The following is a 17,325-nucleotide window of genomic DNA, read 5'->3' as shown; positions in this document are numbered from 1 at the left end:
GAGATCTAACATGATTGACAACAAACTGAAACGTAGTAACTGGCATATATGGTTTTTTCTAATCGCCATTATACTATTTACCTATGGCTCTGCTGCCATCACTCAATTTAATGTTGTAGAAGGTATGATTACCTTGCCAGATGCTCTATTGTGGATGTTATCGAATTTATTTGTAACAGGTGAATCATTAGAAAAATTACCGATTATACTTGCAGCATTATTTGAAACGATTTTTACGTCTATTGCTGCTACTGTGTTTGGTGCAATCATAGCACTATTTTTAGGGTTATTTGGCTCTTCTAAAACGATGATCAATAAACCGTTAATGCTAGTTTCTCGCTTTGTAGCATCGCTTTCCCGAAATATTCCAGTTGTTGTCTGGGCGCTTGTATTATTGTTATCGTTTGGACAGAATTCGGTGACAGGTTTTTTAGCTTTATTTGTAGGCTCAACAGGTTTCCTAACACGCGCATTTATCGAATCGATCGATGAAGCAGGTGATAAGTCTATTGAAGGCTTACAAGCAACTGGAGCAACATATTTTCAAATCGTCTTTAAGGGCGTATTGCCACAGTGTTTACCGCAGGTTATTAGCTGGATCTTATTCATGGTTGAAACAAATATTCGTAATGCAACATTGATAGGCATTTTAACTGGTACTGGCATCGGCTATGTGTTTGATATTTATTATAAAATGCTGAACTATAATGTAATTTCACTCATTACACTCTGTATCGTAGTAGCCGTTATTGTTATTGATGTGTGTTCAAATCATGTACGAAAGGTGATTTTATAAATGGTACAGGCTATGGAAAATAATCCGCCTCGCAAAAGGCATATTCCATTAAGGAAATATTCACGAGCAGATATTTATATCCGTGTGATGCTACTAATTTTCACACTATCAACAATTTTTTCGTTCTTTATATTTAACTATAAAGGGTTTGAGCTAAAAACAGCGATTGTTGATACGTTAAGCAATATTAAAATAATGATTTTAGAACCAGGGCTATCGCATTTTAGCTGGGGAGAAGCATTTTACCAAATTGGCATCACAGTTGGTCTTGCTTTTTTATCAACAATTATTGGGGCAGTGATTGCATTAGGGTTAGCTTTAATGGCAGCTACAAATTTATCAAATGAATGGTTGTCCAAGATTGTACGAATGGTGATGGCATTTATTCGTGCGGTACCCACAGTTTTATGGGTATTGATCTTTGCAATTTCTGCTGGTTTAGGGAGTGAAGCCGCGGTATTAGGGATGCTACTGCATTCGGTAGCATATTTAGTAAAGGCATTTTCTGAGGCTTTTGAGGAAATGGATTCAGGCATTATTGAGGCGTTACGAGCTAGTGGGGCAAATTGGTGGCATATCATTATTCATGCAGTCCTTCCTACGACATTTACCTATTTACTATCATGGGTATTTTTACGCTTTGAGATTAATTTTGGTGTAGCTGTTGCAATGGGTGCAGCGGCAGGTGCAGGTGGCATTGGCTTTGAATTATTTATGGCATCAAGCTTCTATTTTGACTTGCGTGAAGCAGGGATGATTACATACTTTATTTTAATCATCGCGATTCTATTAGAAATTACATCAACACAATTAAAAAAACGTTTCTTCCCAGCGAAGGCTTAGTAGGGAAGATTATTTGGAGGACATACTATGAAAGCAATTGAAGGAATTATTTTGGATTGGGCAGGGACAACAGTAGACTTTGGCTGTATGGCCCCAGTTAATGTTTTTGTAGAAATTTTTCACGATGCAGGTGTTGAAGTCACGATTGAAGAAGCAAGAAAACCGATGGGTATGCTTAAAATTGATCATATCCGTACGATGCTTCAAATGCCAAGAATTGAACAGCTCTGGCAGGAGGTACACGGAAGCCCCTTTACTGAACAGGATGTAGAGGCACTTTATGTAAAATTTGAAAAAAGTTTAATGAAAACATTGGCTACCTTTACGGATCCGATTGACCACGTAGTAGAAGCGGTTACACAATTGCGGAGTAAAGGGCTAAAAATTGGTTCGACAACAGGTTATACACAAATGATGATGGATGTCGTTGTGCCAAATGCTAAGGCAAAAGGCTATAGTCCAGATTTTTATATTACACCTGATGCAACTAACTCATTAGGAAGACCATATCCATACATGATTTATCGTAATATGGAGCAGCTTCAATTACAGTCTGTACAACAGGTTGTTAAGATTGGTGATACAGTTTCAGATATTAACGAAGCATTAAATGCAGGGGTTTGGGCTGTCGGTGTAGTGATTGGAAGCTCTGAAATGGGTTTAAGCAAAGAAGAGTATGAAGCATTGACTTCTGAGGAAAAGGAACAAATCATTGAAAGAACCGCCCAAAAATTTATAGATCTTGGCGCGCATTATACAATTCGTACAATGAATGAGTTACCTGGGTTAATTGATAAAATAAATGAGCGCATAAATAGGTAACGAAATTCTCCAAGATAGCAATGCTTAAATATATTTTTCTTCATTCAGCGACATAAAAATAAAGCACTCCAAATGTTAGAGTATGTCTAACATTCGGAGTGCTGTTAACATTTGTATAGGGAGCTTTTCAATCACACATTAAATGTTTGTTGTTTATTTTGTGTATGTATCTGAAGTCCCGTGTTTTACTATTTTTGGTTACTCTATAACCTTAATTTGGAGAAATAATTCTTATATCATGACTACTATAGTCCTCTATTGTTTTAGCTGAAATTGAACTATCAGATACGATGAGATCAATTTCATTTAAAGGACAGATGTTTATATAAGATGAAGTCTCAAATTTTGTAGAATCAGCCACTACAATTTTATGATTTGATCGAGAAAGGATAGCTTTAATCACGTCTACTTCGTGGATTCTAAAATCTGTTAAGCCGTTTTTTAGTGATAAGCCATTCACTGTTATAAATGCAGTATCAATATTAAAATTTGAGAGAACTTCCTCGCATTGCTTTCCATATAAAGTATACTCATCAGGATTGTAAAAACCACCAGAAAGAATGACCTTAAAATTTTTATTCGCCCCTAAAATACTTAGAATACGAATATCATTTGTAATGATGGTTAAACGGTGGAACTTTTCTACTAAAACCTTGGCGATTTCAATGGTAGTTGTTCCACCATTTAATGCTATTGCCTGTCCCTCTTCAATTAGTTCAGCTGCTACAGACGCTACCTCTTGTTTCTTTTCTAAATTTTCTACTTCCCTTTCAACAAATAATTTATTAAGTACATTTTTATTATTTTGCTTCAAAATGGCTCCTCCATGTACTCGTTTAATGGTGCCTTTTTTTTCAAGAGTTTCTAAATCTCGTCGAATGGTGTCTATGGATACATTTAATAATGACGCAAGTTCAGTAGCTTTTACAGCTTTCTGTTGTTTTAAATATATTTCTATTTTTTGATGTCTATGTTCTTGTAACAATTGTATAACCTCCATTTATTCTTGCAATTAATAATTGCTCTAATCTAAATATTATCAATCATTTAATTAAAAAATGCAAAATACAGCAAATGTGAAAGTGTGTACAAAGTAATTATTCCATGTTTTCTATGTGAATAAAGTTAATGTTATGTAAAGAAAGTGCTAGCTAGATTGTAAAACAGCAGAAAACAGATTATTCTTGCATTATACAGCAGAAATAACAATAAAGGAGGTGGGGAATTAAGGTGTAATTAAAATTAAGTTATATATTTTTTCAAACCAATTATGGAATTAATTTTTGGACTACACAAACTCTTTTAAAAGAAAGGAAGTTTTTCGTGAATAAGACAAAAGCGGTATTATCGTCTACTTTAGCATTATTAATGTTAGGTCAAAGCTCAGTATTAGCAGAATCTCAAATGGCTGAGAGGGAAACACTTACTCAGCTACTTGTTGAAACAAGTAAATTAGAAGGGCTATTTTTTGACCCTGAAAAGAAAAACTCAGTGCAGCTAAATAAAGAATTGGAAAATGTTCCATCAACTTATGAAATGATTGCGAAATTTGAGCCGAATTTAAATCAGCGTCAAATATTGTTTGGGAATTTTAAATCAGGAAACAAAACTGCATATAATATTGAAATAACAGCTGATAATCAACTTAGATATTATGAAATAAATCAATTTGGCACTATTGATAAAAGAACAGTAGAAGCAAATATTACAACAGGTGAATGGACACATCTTGCTATAATTAGAGACGTTTCGAATAAAAAAATAGTCTTTATTCAAGATGGAAAAGAAATAGCTTCGTTTGATAACGTAGATTTAGCGGAAGAGCTTGCTTTTGAAAATTATCATAGTATCGGTAAAGATACTAGGGATCAATATCACCCGAATGCTGAAATAAAAGAAGTTCGTTTATGGGACGATGTTCGTACGTTGGAAGAGATTAAAGATAACGTTGATGTAGACATTAAAGGTAATGAAGAAGGGTTAACGCATACTTGGATGTTAGATGATTCCGTATATGATAGTCCTAATGTCTATGATAAAGCGGGAAAAATTGATGGAGTGGCATTTGGGTTCCAAAAAGAGTCTGTGATAGAAATACCAGAAGAGAGTGCTTATAAAGGAACAGGTATTGATTTTTCAAAGGGTGACTTGGAGATTGCAGCAGACGAACCTATTACTGAAGCTCCTCGTACAGTTGAAGCATGGGTGAAAATTCCAGCAGATACACCAAAAGAAAAACGTGTAGGGAATATCATCGGAAATTATTACCACGAATACTATAAAGACAAATCCAGATTCAATTTTGAAATTACTAGCAACGGTAATCCAAGAATTTATTGGCAAGCTCATACCGCTCATACACTTGATTATTCAACAAATGTGAATGTCAATTTAGGTGATTGGGTTCATGTTGCCATGGTATTGGATGACAAGCAGAGTATTGGAGCGACATATATAAACGGGGAAAAAATTAACGAACAATCTATTAATACACCTATTCCGAGTATCCCTCCTAGAGAAGAACTTAAAATCGGCTCGGATTATAGAGGTTACACAGCTGATGGTAAGCCTGAATATAATTTTAATGGTGAAATAGCGGATGTTCGGTTATGGTCTACTGCTAGAACTTCAGAAGAAATTAAAGCAAATTATAATAAAGCATTGGAAGGAAACGAAGAAGGATTAATCGGTAATTGGAAATTGGATGATGGAAAAGATGGAGTGTATCCAGATCATTCAAAGAAGAAGAACCATGCTCATGAGTATGATAATGAGAATAGCAACTGGATTGATCCTGACTTTGCAAAAGGGGACTACTCAATTGCTGTAATTCCTGACACGCAGTATTTTGTTGAACATTTCCCAAATGAATTTAAGGAATATATGACTTGGTTTAAAGACAATAAAGATGATTTAAACATAGAACTTGTAATGCAAGTAGGAGATTTAGTTAATAATCCAGGAAGTATAAAGGAATGGCAAACAGTTCAAGAAGGTATGTCCTATTTAGATGGTGTAGTGCCTTATGTTTTTGTTCCTGGAAATCATGATTATAACGATCAAATTAAACGTACTACAACTAATTTTAATCAATACTTCTCTTATGAAAAATTTTCAAAAAGTTCTACATTTGGTGGTGCTTTTGAAATAGGACAGATGGAAAATACGTATTCTTTCTTCGATATACATGGAGTAGAATATATGGTGATTAATTTAGAATATGGCCCACGAGATGAAGTGCTAGAATGGGCTAACCAATTAGCAAAAAATAATGAAGATAAAAAAATTATTGTCAACACTCACTCTTACTTATATCACAATGGAGAGCATCAATCGCTAGACCATATGGATAACCCAGGAAGATACATTTCTGATGCCAATAATGGAGATCAAGTATGGGACAAGTTTGTAAGGAAGCATAAAAATATTATTCTAGTAACAGCTGGACATATTGGTAGCGAGGATTTAGTTGTGAGAGAAGATATTGGTGATCAAGGTAATTCCATTAAACAAATATTAGTTGATGCACAGTTTATGAAGCCTTATGATTTAGGGATGGTAATGCTCATGACCTTCAAAGAGGGAAGCAACGATGTAGACGTGAACTGGTATTCAGTTAAGAAGGATAAGCTATTCCGTGCTGACAACCAATTTACTATAAATTTAAACGTTTATGATGATGAAAAGTCAAACCAATTTATTGGTGATGTAAATGGTGACAATGTCATAGATGTTCAAGATGCTTTTTTCTTGAAAAATCATATCAATAAGCCTGGTAAGGGTCCAGACAAAGCAGATATTAATAAAGATGGAGCCATCGATGCTAAAGATATGAAAATTATTGTAGACAATTACTTAAGGGTAAATGAAAAAGTAGAAAATGCACCAAGGCCAAAAGAGAAACATGGAGGCCAAACGCTTGAAGATATTCTTGAGGATTTGGATATGAAGGATTTAATAAAATAAAATATATTTATTAAGCCGGGACATTACTGGTCAAAACGTTACAAAGCGTGAGAAATCAATTTTAGAAACGTTGATTTCTCGCGCTTATCTGATGTGATATTTTTTAATTTTGCTTTGATAATATACTTATGTCCCAGCGTTTTGATAAGAGTTTTCAGTCGCAGATTGGTGTACGGTTAATGATTTAGTACGATAGTTGACTCCAAAATGTTCCATATTGCGTAAGCTAGTTTATTTTAGAAGTCTAACTTAAATTGTTTAGTTAGAATTACTTCATGTTATGCCTTATCCATAGAATCATTCATCTCAACGTTTTTGATCTTTAATCTTCTGAACCTAGCTACAAGTAGCAAAATTAATGGTAGTAAAGTAGCGAAAACACCTATAGCTAATGGCCAAGTTTGCTGGTTGTATATATCCGAATGAATGATGTTCGCATGAACAACTTGTGAAAGACCTATGGAAACCATTCCAAGTGGTAGAATGAGAGGTCTATGATCTTTTAGTTTAAGCATTTGGCTTATTCCGATTAAAGAAGCATAAAAATATATAAAAGATCTTACAAATATTGTAACCATCCACATGAAAGCCATAATAATTTCTATGCGTTGCAAAAAATCCCCAATAGAAATTTTTTGAGCTAACGTATAACTCGGAAATGTTCTTAAAGATGTATTGGTTACGCCCAATACTAAAATTGATAATGCTATAAAAGCAGTTATAATAAATCCCCCCACTAATGTGCCAATATAAAAGCCCTTCTTGCCAGATTGAAGGTTATTAATAGCCGAAGGAAAAATCATTAAAAGGACAATTAATGGAAAAGAAAATAACCCCATAAAATGTAATACACTATATATCAGTGGTGGAATGGATACTTCAAAAACAGGTTGTATATTTCTAATGTCAATTTGCGGTGAAACAAAGAACATAAAGATAATAAAAATGAACAAAAAAATTGGAAAAAGTAATTCTAAAGTGCGGGCAAAAACTTCTATACCCTGATATGCAGCAAATAGAATAATAAAGTTGAAAAGTATGGCAAATACTACTGGCGGTGTTTCAGGCATCACCTCTGTTTGTAGAAAATTACCAATTAAGTATAATAACTCTCCTGATGAAAGTAGTGTTAACAGCACAAAACAGAGAGAAATAAATTTACCGACAATGTTTCCTAAGAACTTTTCAGTTACTTCTACAATAGAAAGGTTCGCCATTTTACGTGATAGAATGATATAAAGCTTTATTAAAAATAAACTTAATAAGGTACCTATCGTGGCTACAATCCAAGCGTCTTGTTTTACTTCTGAAGCTATGCTTGCTGGTATTATTAATATTCCTGTACCTACCGTATAGAGAGTAACAATGATAGTGAATTGGCGGGAGCTTATCAATTGTTTTTTCATAATAGATGCCTCTTATTAATTATTTTTTATTTAACAAATTCTCCATTAAAAAGTCACTGATTGGTTGAAAAATATAAATGATGGGGTCCAGTGGGCTAATCATTGAAACATTTAAACTGATAGCAATGTTTAAGACTGCTCCTATGACTAACAAAAACAAGAATATCCAAGTTAATTTTGTATCGTCTTTTTTCAATTTAGGCAGTTCAATTAAAACAATAACAATTGAAATGATTAATATGCCTAAGGTGATAAACATAGTCAATTTTTACTCCTTTACTTTTGAGTTTTGCATAGTCCCTAACCCTTGTGTATTGACGTTAACCTTAATATTTACTTCTACCTCAGGATAGATTGTTTGCCAGTCGTCTTTGATTTTTCCCCAAAGTGTAGGGTCTGCACGATGAATCGCTTCTCCAAAACCAAGTACATCAGCTTGATAATTTTCTTGAAGGGTATTCAGCACTTGCTCAACATTTTTCTGAATGTGTTCTTCAGTTTGATTATTAATCCAATCTATCTTTTTTAATGTTGTTAAATCAATATCACAATTGACCTCGGCAACATTTTGAACAACATTCATGTTAATCTGAATAGTAGGCTTACCATCAATAATTACTCCTTTTGTTTTCGCTTTAGATTGAGTAATCTCAGTTGATAATTCTCCTTTCGAAGGACAACTAATAATTTCAATCGTTGATTTAATGTGATTGTTTAAGTAATTTAAACTTTTACTATCATACTCATCAAGATAACCTAGTAATTTATCCTCTTTAAAAATAGCAAGCCCTGTAAACTTCAACATTACTGGCGTTTCAATTCTTTCTACATTTGTTTGGTCAATTCCCAAGCTTTTGTCTCCTAATACTTCAATTGCTGATAGAACAAAATACTGATCGTTTATGCCTAATTTAGTGACTAAATCTTCAATGTCAACTTCTAAAGTAGAGCCCCATGCATCTTGCATTACTTTTAAGGAATTTAACATTTTATTCGCAGGTATTTTTTCTATAGGAGTTAAGACGTTTAAAACATCTTTCGCAGTTGCTTGCTGTGATACTATAACTGTAAAGTCATTTCTTATCTCTTGATCTCTTCCTAAAAAATCTACGGTATCTCGTAAACCGTTTAAAGCTAATTCTTCACCGATAACAACCAATTGTAAATGGGCAAAGTATAATTTTCGGGGTGAAGAAGCCAATATTTTTCTAATTGCTTCAAACACAGTTTTTCCTTGAGCATGATAAGTTACAACAGGTGCTTGTCCACTTGCAGATTGTTTTGACGAAACTTGACTAGGATCAATTACTTGTGCAGAAATAACGTATTCGTCATCAACAAGATCTATACCTAATGCTGCAACAAGCGCTAATTCATTTAACTCACGTTTACTCCAACAACCGCTTAGAATCAAAATTAGAAAGATTAATGAAAAAATAATTAAGTTCTTTTTCATAAGGTAACCCCATTTAACAGTTAGTTATGACCGATCTTTACGCCCTCTTACATTATTAATCTGGCTGATCAATCGTGGACGTGTAAGTAGGGATCCACGTGGGAAAATAATTAAGGCATCTTTTTGATCTTTAGGTATTAATGGTGCAAATGGGCTCATATACGGAACACCAAATGAACGCAAACTACATAAGTGGATAATCAAAAGCATAAGCCCTACAAAAACACCAAACAATCCAAACATCGCTGCTAACACCATTAATGGAAAACGTAAAATTCGGATAGAATTGGATAGACCATATGCAGGGAAAAGAAAACTACAAATGGCTGTCAAAGCTACAATAATGACCATTGCTGCTGAAACAATACCTGCCTCAACGGCTGCTTGACCAATGATAAGTGTTCCGACTATAGAGATTGCGGATCCAATCATTCTAGGCATCCTTAAACCTGCTTCCCTTAAAATTTCAAATGCAATTTCCATAATTAAAGCTTCTATAAATGCTGGGAAAGGAACGCCTTCTCGTTGTGCATATATACTGATGAGCAGCGGTGTTGGAATCATTTCGTGATGAAAAGTTGTTAGAGAAATATAGAGAGAAGGAGCAACTAATGCAAGACTAATACCTAAAAAACGAATAAGTCGAATAAACGAACTAACAATTGCATTTTGATAATAATCTTCTGCAGATTGCAAGAAAGAAGTGAATAATGCAGGTACAATTAAAACAAATGGCGTGCCATCAACTATAATCGCAATTTTGCCTTCTAATAACTCTCCGGCTATAACATCTGGGCGTTCGGAATTATAAACGGTAGGAAATAAATTAAACTTTGAGTCTTGAATTAATTGTTCAATATAACCACTCTCTAAAATACCATCAATATCTATTTGATCTAATCTATGAAGTACTTCGTTAACAATCTTCTCATTCGCTATACCGTTTATATACATAACAGCTATTTCTGTTTGAGTAACTTCACCAATCACTCTTGACTTTATCCAAAGATTTGGACTTTTGATTTTGCGTCGAATTAAAGCTGTATTGGTTCTTAATGTCTCTGTAAATGACTCTCTTGGCCCCCTAATAACAGCTTCCGTGGCTGGCTCTGTTATTGCTCTATCTTTGGAATTTCTAGTACTAGTAGAAATACCTAATGCAAGTCCATTTATTAATAGAATGGTTTCTCCACTCAAAATAGCGTTAAACAGAGAAGGGAAATCTGCGACATCTTTTATACTTCCAACAGCTAAGCAATATGTTTTTAATCGTAGCGCAATATCTTGTAATGTAGTTTCAGACGTCACCTCAAAATCAGAAATAATAGACTCTAATAAAAAGTCCGTAATTGAGGTGTTATCAGCTAGACCATCCGTATAAATAATAGCTATTGGGAACTCGATCGGTTTACCAATCAAAAATTCTCGAGTAATAATATCATTGCTGTTGCCTAGTGAATTTTTAATAGTTTTGATATTTTTCAGGAGAGATGTAGAAAGAGAATTAACTATTTTACTTTTTATGAGATTATCTATTTCTGAATTGCTCACTACAAGGTCCTCCTTTAGTTTTCTAATTAATAGAATATGCAAAAGATAGAGAGATTATACTTTGTCTATTTAAGAGAAGAAGAACTTAATAGAATTGTTCATTTGTTTTTAACAGAAATAAAAAAACAGACAACAAATTTCGTTGACTGTTTTAATAACTTTATTTGTTTAAAATAGTAGGTTTATCAAATGAAACAATATCAATTATATGGTCTAAACAAACAATCTGATAATGGAATAGCTCCTTGTAGGAATAGATATCGAGAGCTATAGTTCCTTTACTTATAAAATCTAAATAAGTTGATTTTGTAAAAAGACGTACTGAGTTACCCAAGAAATTATCTTCTTGATTTACAAAATGAAATGATTCGTCAAAAACAGTATAGGCTACATATGAATCGAATTCTATATGTATGACCGGTAATGTCTTATCAATTTCAATAGGATGGACATCATTTATTGTATTTTCCTCAAAACTTATATCCTCGCTTTCGGAGCTAACGGAAGCTCTAGAAATAGAAACTCGCAAAGAGTTTGTCCCTGGCTCTAGTATATTATCTAAAAACAAATAACCTTTCCATTGCATTAAATCTTCATAGTTCATACAAATCACCCTTCCACATTATCACTAGAGATTATGGTCATTTTATAGTTAGAATTTCAAAATGTCAATTTGGGATTGTTTGAATTAGGATAAAAATTTATTGTTTTTCAATAAAAAATAATTGACTTAGAATATATTTTGGATTTATGATTGTTACGGTAAGTTGAATTAAACCTTTTTACATTGAATGGAGGAAATAGGTTATGAAAAAATATATTTTTGCATCAATGCCAATCATATTAGGCGTACTTAGTTTTTTAATCTTTATGGTGAAAGGGAGTAATGTAGCACCTGATGGTACATTAGAAGAACCATTCTTTCTTATTCCAATAGGATTTTTACTGTTATTTATTGGATTTATATGTGTAGTAGGGGTAGCATTAATTTCGTTTAATAAAAAGACACAATACGTTAAATAATAGAAAAACAACTAGGTCATACTCTGTAAGATTAAGTACAAGTAATTGTACATTAATTCTTATTTAATCGTGTTTGACTTATAATGTTACACATTTAATAAAAATGCACATTACTAATCAATTTAGTGGTGTGCTTTTTTATTTTGGCTATCTTTCTCATTTAGATTTGTTGAAAGACTGAACATTTTACAATGACGAAAAAAAACATTAACATAAGAACGTTCGTTCTTTTTAAGGGGGATAATAATGTATTGGTTTGAGTATTGTCCAAAGCATATAAAAAGTAAGTATGAGCTACTTGTATTTAAAGAAAATCAACCCTTTCTACCTTTAACAGATTACTACCATGACTGTTTAGGAAGAATAGACAAAAGTTCTGCCGTCTCCTATTTGAATTGTCTACTTCCATTTTTTAAATGGTTAGAGAAAGAAAATAACTATCAAGGAAACAACGTGCAATGGAATGATTCAGAAGAAAAAATACGTGTTGTGGTTGAAGATTATTTGATGCATGAAATGAAGTGTAAGATTCGTGAGAAAGACACGTTTCGCTTTATAAATTTAACTAGTAAAAGCCCTAATACGATAAGCCTTTTTTTGTCAGCATTAAAATCTTTTTATAAGGCTATAATTCGTTTAAAACAGTATCCGTATAGTAATCCATTAATAGATGGTCAAGCTATCTTGCTAAGCTACAAAGAGGAGATAAAGGGTGTTCGGGAAGATAAGCCAAGAATGCCTTCAATTGCAGGTACAGAAGAAGCTATTCCTCACCGAAGATTAACAGATTCCTATTTTAAAATTATCAACGAAGAGTGGCAACCACAGATTATTGATGATATAGATTTACCGTATCAAATATATCAAGCTGGTAAAAAAGCAAGTTGGTCACTTCGAGAAATGGTAATAGCCCGTATGCTATTTGAAACAGGTGCAAGAGCATCAGAGATTATTGAGCTAACAGTTGGAGATTATCGCAAACGTAAAAATCATCAAGAATTTATAACCTTCAATAAAGGGAGTCATGGTATTGGCATTCAAACTATTGACTTTCTTGTCGCTCAAGATATTCCAGTAACCTATCACAACATTAGCGAGCATTCCAAATCTTTTGACGATAACGGTAAAGGCATACATATGAATACCATTAAGCGTAATGAGGAACTACATGCATATTATAAACAGCATAGCAGAACCTATAAAGTAAAGAACACTCGCAAAAAATCAGTAATGCCTTCTAAATTTGACGAGACAGCACTAAGAAGGATTTCTTCTGAACGTGATGTAAATAACGCTAAGAAGAAATATATGCAGCTTTCAAAAGAGGAGTTAGTGAATCGCTTAATAGCAGTTGAACAATATGTAGCTGAAAATCATCAACGATGGGTCGCAAATCATTTTGAATAGTTCGAATAATTCAAAAAATATGGGCATTTGCAATAAGTGGTGGACTGACCATTCTTTTTCTTACTAAACAATTTGTTCGTTCAATCGTTTAGTATTGCTTCATTCGGTATATTTATTTTTGGTAATAGAGTAGTGGTAAATTTCAATATCTGAATCAATGAAACCTCTTCGTTTCGCTCCATGCAGTGTTTGATACATATTCTCTCTACCAACAGGGTTATCCGTATGAATATATATTTTATTTGCCCGTAATCCTTTTTCACAAATATATTTTACTAAGTCATAACCTGTTGGCAATAGATTACCTTGTAGATCTTCTCCTAAATCATGGTCAAGAGAAAGTATATCTACTTCGTGAGTTTCAAGTAAGTGAATGGCTTCTTGAAACGTTCTTGCCACGACAAAACCAATCGGACAATCTCTTAAATCATCTACATATACATTCATCATCATAGTAATTCCTTTCCCTACGATATGTTTCAAATACGCAGTGAAATATAATTTTTAAAAATTAGTTTCCACTACTTGTTACGAATAGCCAAAGATATTAACGCTCGGTCTAAAGACCTCACTACGCCTCCAGCTGTGGGCTACGTCCCTAAAGAAACAAACGTACGTTCTTGTTTATAGTATACATACTATACGATATTTTAAACAGATATTTTCAACATCTAATCAACGAATATAATATGCATAGGAAAAGAGGATATATGCTCATATATTGAACATAATATCCTCTTATTAGTTTAGTCTATATAAATTTGTAATAAAATTGATTAATATCTTCCCTTCTCTGTAAATTTCTTAAAGGTTAGATGATTCTTTATTGGATATTTATGTTAATTTAACTGTAAAGATTGTGATGAAATGTACTTAAACTAACGGGGCAGGTTAGTTGAATAAGAAAAACAAATAAAGTGATTGAAATATACTTATTTATGTGGAAAATATTAGTTTGGATATTTATGGTACTATTGAAATGGGGAGAGAAGTGAATTATGGGGTCATATAAAGAAATTCTCGAAAAAATAGCTCAAGCGTCTAAAATACTATTATTATTAATTGTTTCTACTATTTTCTTGTTTGGTTGTAGCAATACTATAGTTGCAGAGCTTGCAATTGTTAATGAAGTAAATAAGAATTCAATTGTCATAGAAAATTTATCAGGAAAAACCGCGGAAATAGCTATTTCTCCTACTAATGATTTTATTTTTGAAGAAAACGAAGAGTATTTTTTTAGGTATGAAGTTCTCAAAAGTAAAAAAGCTGTTTTAATTTCAGTGGAATCTATCGAAAATTAAGGTTCTGAGACTGGGCTTGCGATAATTACGGTCATATCACAGGTATAAACAAAATGCCACTAATGTTGTTAAATCAACGTTCGTGGCTTTGAAGATCATTGAGCTGTTTTAGACAGCTCTTTCTTATTGTACTAACGAGGCAGGATAGTTGAAGCAGTATTGAATATTATTTAATTTCTGTTAAAATTTTCAACAAGACGCTTTGATTTATAGTTGTCTAAATAAATACTTGGAGTGAAAATATAATGTTGATAGCACCATCCATTTTGTCAGCCGATTTTGGGCAATTAAAAAACGACTTAGAACAGGTAAAAAAAGCAGGGGCGGACTTATTACATATTGATATAATGGACGGGCAATTTGTTCCAAATATTAGTCTTGGTATTCCTGTGATGGAGGCTATTAATACTTACTCTGATTTACCAAAAGATGTACATCTAATGATTAATAAACCAGAAAATTTCATAAAAAAGTTTATCGAACTAGGGGCAGACTATGTAACTGTTCATCCGGAGTCTACCAATCAGCTGGAATATTGTTTAGAGTTGATCAAAACCAATGGAGCTAAAGCGGGTATCGCCTTAAACCCAGAAACTGGTTTGGATGTCGTGTTGCCATATTTACATGAAATCGATTTATTATTATTTATGACTATAAACCCCGGTTTCGGTGGCCAAAAATTTATACACAGTGTAGTAGATAAAATGTACGAAGCAAATAGTTACAGAGAGTTTCATGAATTAACTGATCTGCTATTTGAAGTAGATGGCGGAATTAATGAACAGACTGCAAAAATTTGTTTAGAAAATAAAATCGATATTTTAGTTTCTGGCTCAACAATCTTTGGATCAAATGATAAAAAGAGAATAATCCAAAACCTTAGAAATCCTTATTGAACTAACGGGGCAGGTTAGTGAAAGAAGAAGGTAATCAGATATAGTAGTAATAAATGTAATATTCAAAGGAATTGAGGAGAATTGGATGTCGCAAGAGGGAATTGTTTTAGTTGCAAGTGTATCAATCTTTAGTGATGATAAAGTCTTGATTATAAGAGAGAATAAATCTACTGCTGTTGATAAGTGGAACTTTCCAGGTGGACGTATTGAATATGGTGAGGACATTCTCTATTCACTCTTAGGGAAGTTAAAGAGGAAACGGGGTTAGAAGTAAAACTGATTGGCACTACTGGTGTATATAATTTTATTAGTAGTACGAACAATCAAGTTATTTTATTTCATTTTATCGGTGAGATTACTGGAGGTTCTTTAAATCTCGAAGAAGATGAAATTTCTGACAGCAAGTGGATAAAAGTAAATGAGCTTGAAAGATTAGAAAATGAAGACTTACGAGAACCAAGTGTATTAAAGCAAATAATTGATAACTTATTAAAAGAGAACGTACACTCAATTAGTTTGTATAATGAGCAATTTAATAAATAGTTCTTATTGAACGGGGTGCTTTACTTGAAGATCATTGAGTTGCATATGCAGCTCTTTTTTTCTTATTGAACTTAACGCAGCAGTTTAGTTTAATAACCGTATTAAGTGGTTTTAGAACTCTTATACAGGCATATACTCAAATTAAAGAAGGAGTGTACTAACTGAAAAAGAGTAAAGTCATTTTTATTGGGACCATTCTAATTTTATTTGTTATAACCTTTCTATTTATCAATAACTCCTCATCAAAAGGAGATATATCCGAAGCTCCACCTACGATAAGTACACAGCAACAAGCAGAAAATGAAAAAAATTGACGGAGATTGAAAATTTCATCTACGGAGATAGTGGAATTATTAAACAAGTAAATGATGAATTAGTGAAAAAAGGTTATAGATTTCAGACGTTGATTATGGCAAATTCTGTGGACGATGTTCCTTAAACAATAAAAACGCTAATGAATCCGAACAAGAAGTCGTAAAATCAATTTTCTTTGAAATAGTTAAAAAGAATAATTTAGATTCAAATGCATTTAACCTTAAAGTGGCTGATAGTGATGATGGACCAGATTGGTAATTTAGGTGCTTTTTTCACTAACGGGGGCTTTAATTGAATATTCGCATCCCGAAATAATCAAACTTTTTTATAAAAACCAAACTAGATAAATAAAGAACCAACTGTTTTGATCAAACTTTGTTTCAATACAGTTGATTTCTTTCTGTAAAAAATCAGCGTTTGCAACTTACTTTTAATCGAACTTTATTAAAAAGCTACATCTATATAAAAATAAAAGCAGAATTAGTCCTTCAACTAATTCTGCAAAAAGCTATTATAATGTGTAACATTCTATTTGTCATATTGTTAAATCTTTAATAAGAGAAAATAACTTGACTTTTAATAAAAACATAAGAGACCTGGTTGTTTTTAATATTTATTTTACTCAAAGAAAATATTATTTTTTTAAATTATACTGCTCTCCCCAATCTCTCATAAGTTTTATGATTGGTTCAAGTGTTCGACCGAATTCAGTTAGTGAATATTCTACTTTGGGTGGTACTTCTTTAAAGATTTCTCTATGGATTATTCCATCCTTCTCTAATTCACGGAGTTGTAACGTTAACATTCTTTGAGTAATATCGGGCATTAAACGTCTAAATTCATTGAAACGCTTCGTTCCTGACATAAGATGATATAAAATAACGCCTTTCCATTTACCACCAATTACTGCAAGTGTTGCTTCAACGGGACACCCATAGGCATCAGGACAAGCTGAATAAGGGTTAATTTGATTGCTATCTGTCATTAAAATTCCTCCAGA

General features: G+C 32.9%; 16 protein-coding genes and 1 pseudogene. 9 read left to right on the top strand and 8 right to left on the bottom strand.

Annotation, left to right across the window (positions count from 1 at the left end):
• Positions 1 to 10: 10 nt before the first annotated feature.
• The 3 genes from JIN86_RS01885 to phnX are packed head-to-tail and all read left to right on the top strand — an operon-like array spanning position 11 to position 2,461.
• On the top strand, positions 11 to 796 hold the full coding sequence (locus JIN86_RS01885; RefSeq protein WP_202341142.1) for a PhnE/PtxC family ABC transporter permease: 786 nt from the start codon (positions 11 to 13) through the stop codon (positions 794 to 796).
• Positions 797 to 1,639 (top strand): PhnE/PtxC family ABC transporter permease, encoded by an 843-nt coding sequence (locus tag JIN86_RS01880; protein ID WP_202341141.1) that lies wholly within the window; start codon positions 797 to 799, stop codon positions 1,637 to 1,639. It abuts the gene before it with no gap.
• A gap of 27 nt (positions 1,640 to 1,666) precedes the next feature.
• Positions 1,667 to 2,461 (top strand): phosphonoacetaldehyde hydrolase, encoded by a 795-nt coding sequence (phnX, locus tag JIN86_RS01875; protein WP_202341140.1) that lies wholly within the window; start codon positions 1,667 to 1,669, stop codon positions 2,459 to 2,461.
• 211 nt (positions 2,462 to 2,672) lie between these two features.
• Here phnX and JIN86_RS01870 read toward each other — a convergent pair whose 3' ends face one another.
• Positions 2,673 to 3,446, bottom strand: coding sequence for a DeoR/GlpR family DNA-binding transcription regulator (locus tag JIN86_RS01870; protein ID WP_202341139.1), 774 nt, complete (start codon positions 3,444 to 3,446; stop codon positions 2,673 to 2,675).
• Between the two features lie 338 nt (positions 3,447 to 3,784).
• Here JIN86_RS01870 and JIN86_RS01865 point away from each other — a divergent pair, with 338 nt between their 5' ends.
• A complete protein-coding gene (locus JIN86_RS01865; protein WP_202341138.1) occupies positions 3,785 to 6,427 on the top strand; it encodes a LamG-like jellyroll fold domain-containing protein in 2,643 nt (880 codons plus the stop codon).
• A gap of 278 nt (positions 6,428 to 6,705) precedes the next feature.
• Here the strand turns inward: JIN86_RS01865 and JIN86_RS01860 are convergent, their stop codons facing one another.
• The 5 genes from JIN86_RS01860 to JIN86_RS01840 form a co-directional block, all read right to left on the bottom strand.
• The gene (locus JIN86_RS01860; protein ID WP_202341137.1) at positions 6,706 to 7,833 is read right to left on the bottom strand and encodes a GerAB/ArcD/ProY family transporter; all 1,128 of its coding nucleotides are present in this window, start codon (positions 7,831 to 7,833) and stop codon (positions 6,706 to 6,708) included.
• Positions 7,834 to 7,852: 19 nt separating this feature from the next.
• Complete coding sequence (locus JIN86_RS01855) at positions 7,853 to 8,098, bottom strand: hypothetical protein (RefSeq protein ID WP_202341136.1); 246 nt, start codon at positions 8,096 to 8,098, stop codon at positions 7,853 to 7,855.
• Between the two features lie 3 nt (positions 8,099 to 8,101).
• Entirely contained in the window at positions 8,102 to 9,289 is a 1,188-nt protein-coding gene (locus tag JIN86_RS01850; protein ID WP_202341135.1) for a Ger(x)C family spore germination protein, read from the bottom strand.
• A 24-nt stretch (positions 9,290 to 9,313) separates the two neighbouring features.
• The gene (locus JIN86_RS01845) at positions 9,314 to 10,840 is read right to left on the bottom strand and encodes a spore germination protein (RefSeq protein WP_202341134.1); all 1,527 of its coding nucleotides are present in this window, start codon (positions 10,838 to 10,840) and stop codon (positions 9,314 to 9,316) included.
• Positions 10,841 to 11,000: 160 nt separating this feature from the next.
• Entirely contained in the window at positions 11,001 to 11,444 is a 444-nt protein-coding gene (locus JIN86_RS01840) for a hypothetical protein (protein WP_202341133.1), read from the bottom strand.
• Between the two features lie 203 nt (positions 11,445 to 11,647).
• On the opposite strand from JIN86_RS01840, the gene JIN86_RS01835 reads away from it, so the two are divergent.
• Both JIN86_RS01835 and JIN86_RS01830 read left to right on the top strand, forming a co-directional pair.
• The gene (locus tag JIN86_RS01835) at positions 11,648 to 11,863 is read left to right on the top strand and encodes a DUF3955 domain-containing protein (protein WP_202341132.1); all 216 of its coding nucleotides are present in this window, start codon (positions 11,648 to 11,650) and stop codon (positions 11,861 to 11,863) included.
• 246 nt (positions 11,864 to 12,109) lie between these two features.
• Complete coding sequence (locus JIN86_RS01830; RefSeq protein ID WP_237497096.1) at positions 12,110 to 13,270, top strand: site-specific integrase; 1,161 nt, start codon at positions 12,110 to 12,112, stop codon at positions 13,268 to 13,270.
• Positions 13,271 to 13,369: 99 nt separating this feature from the next.
• Here JIN86_RS01830 and JIN86_RS01820 read toward each other — a convergent pair whose 3' ends face one another.
• Positions 13,370 to 13,720 (bottom strand): cyclic-phosphate processing receiver domain-containing protein, encoded by a 351-nt coding sequence (locus JIN86_RS01820; protein WP_202341404.1) that lies wholly within the window; start codon positions 13,718 to 13,720, stop codon positions 13,370 to 13,372.
• A 548-nt stretch (positions 13,721 to 14,268) separates the two neighbouring features.
• Here JIN86_RS01820 and JIN86_RS01815 point away from each other — a divergent pair.
• The 3 genes and pseudogenes from JIN86_RS01815 to JIN86_RS23910 all read left to right on the top strand — a co-directional run bounded on the left by JIN86_RS01815 (position 14,269) and on the right by JIN86_RS23910 (position 16,010).
• A complete protein-coding gene (locus tag JIN86_RS01815) occupies positions 14,269 to 14,571 on the top strand; it encodes a glycosyl transferase (RefSeq protein WP_202341131.1) in 303 nt (100 codons plus the stop codon).
• 245 nt (positions 14,572 to 14,816) lie between these two features.
• Positions 14,817 to 15,467, top strand: coding sequence for a ribulose-phosphate 3-epimerase (rpe, locus tag JIN86_RS01810; protein WP_237497095.1), 651 nt, complete (start codon positions 14,817 to 14,819; stop codon positions 15,465 to 15,467).
• Positions 15,468 to 15,552: 85 nt separating this feature from the next.
• Positions 15,553 to 16,010: pseudogene (locus JIN86_RS23910) on the top strand (NUDIX hydrolase).
• Between the two features lie 949 nt (positions 16,011 to 16,959).
• Here the strand turns inward: JIN86_RS23910 and JIN86_RS01800 are convergent.
• On the bottom strand, positions 16,960 to 17,310 hold the full coding sequence (locus JIN86_RS01800; protein ID WP_008174966.1) for a winged helix-turn-helix transcriptional regulator: 351 nt from the start codon (positions 17,308 to 17,310) through the stop codon (positions 16,960 to 16,962).
• Positions 17,311 to 17,325 lie beyond the last annotated feature (15 nt).

Source organism: Lysinibacillus sp. HST-98, assembly GCF_016757845.1.
Lineage (GTDB): Bacteria > Bacillota > Bacilli > Bacillales_A > Planococcaceae > Lysinibacillus > Lysinibacillus capsici.
The sequence above is the reverse complement of the archived record's forward strand: the minus strand, read 5'-3'. Positions and strand labels throughout refer to the sequence as shown.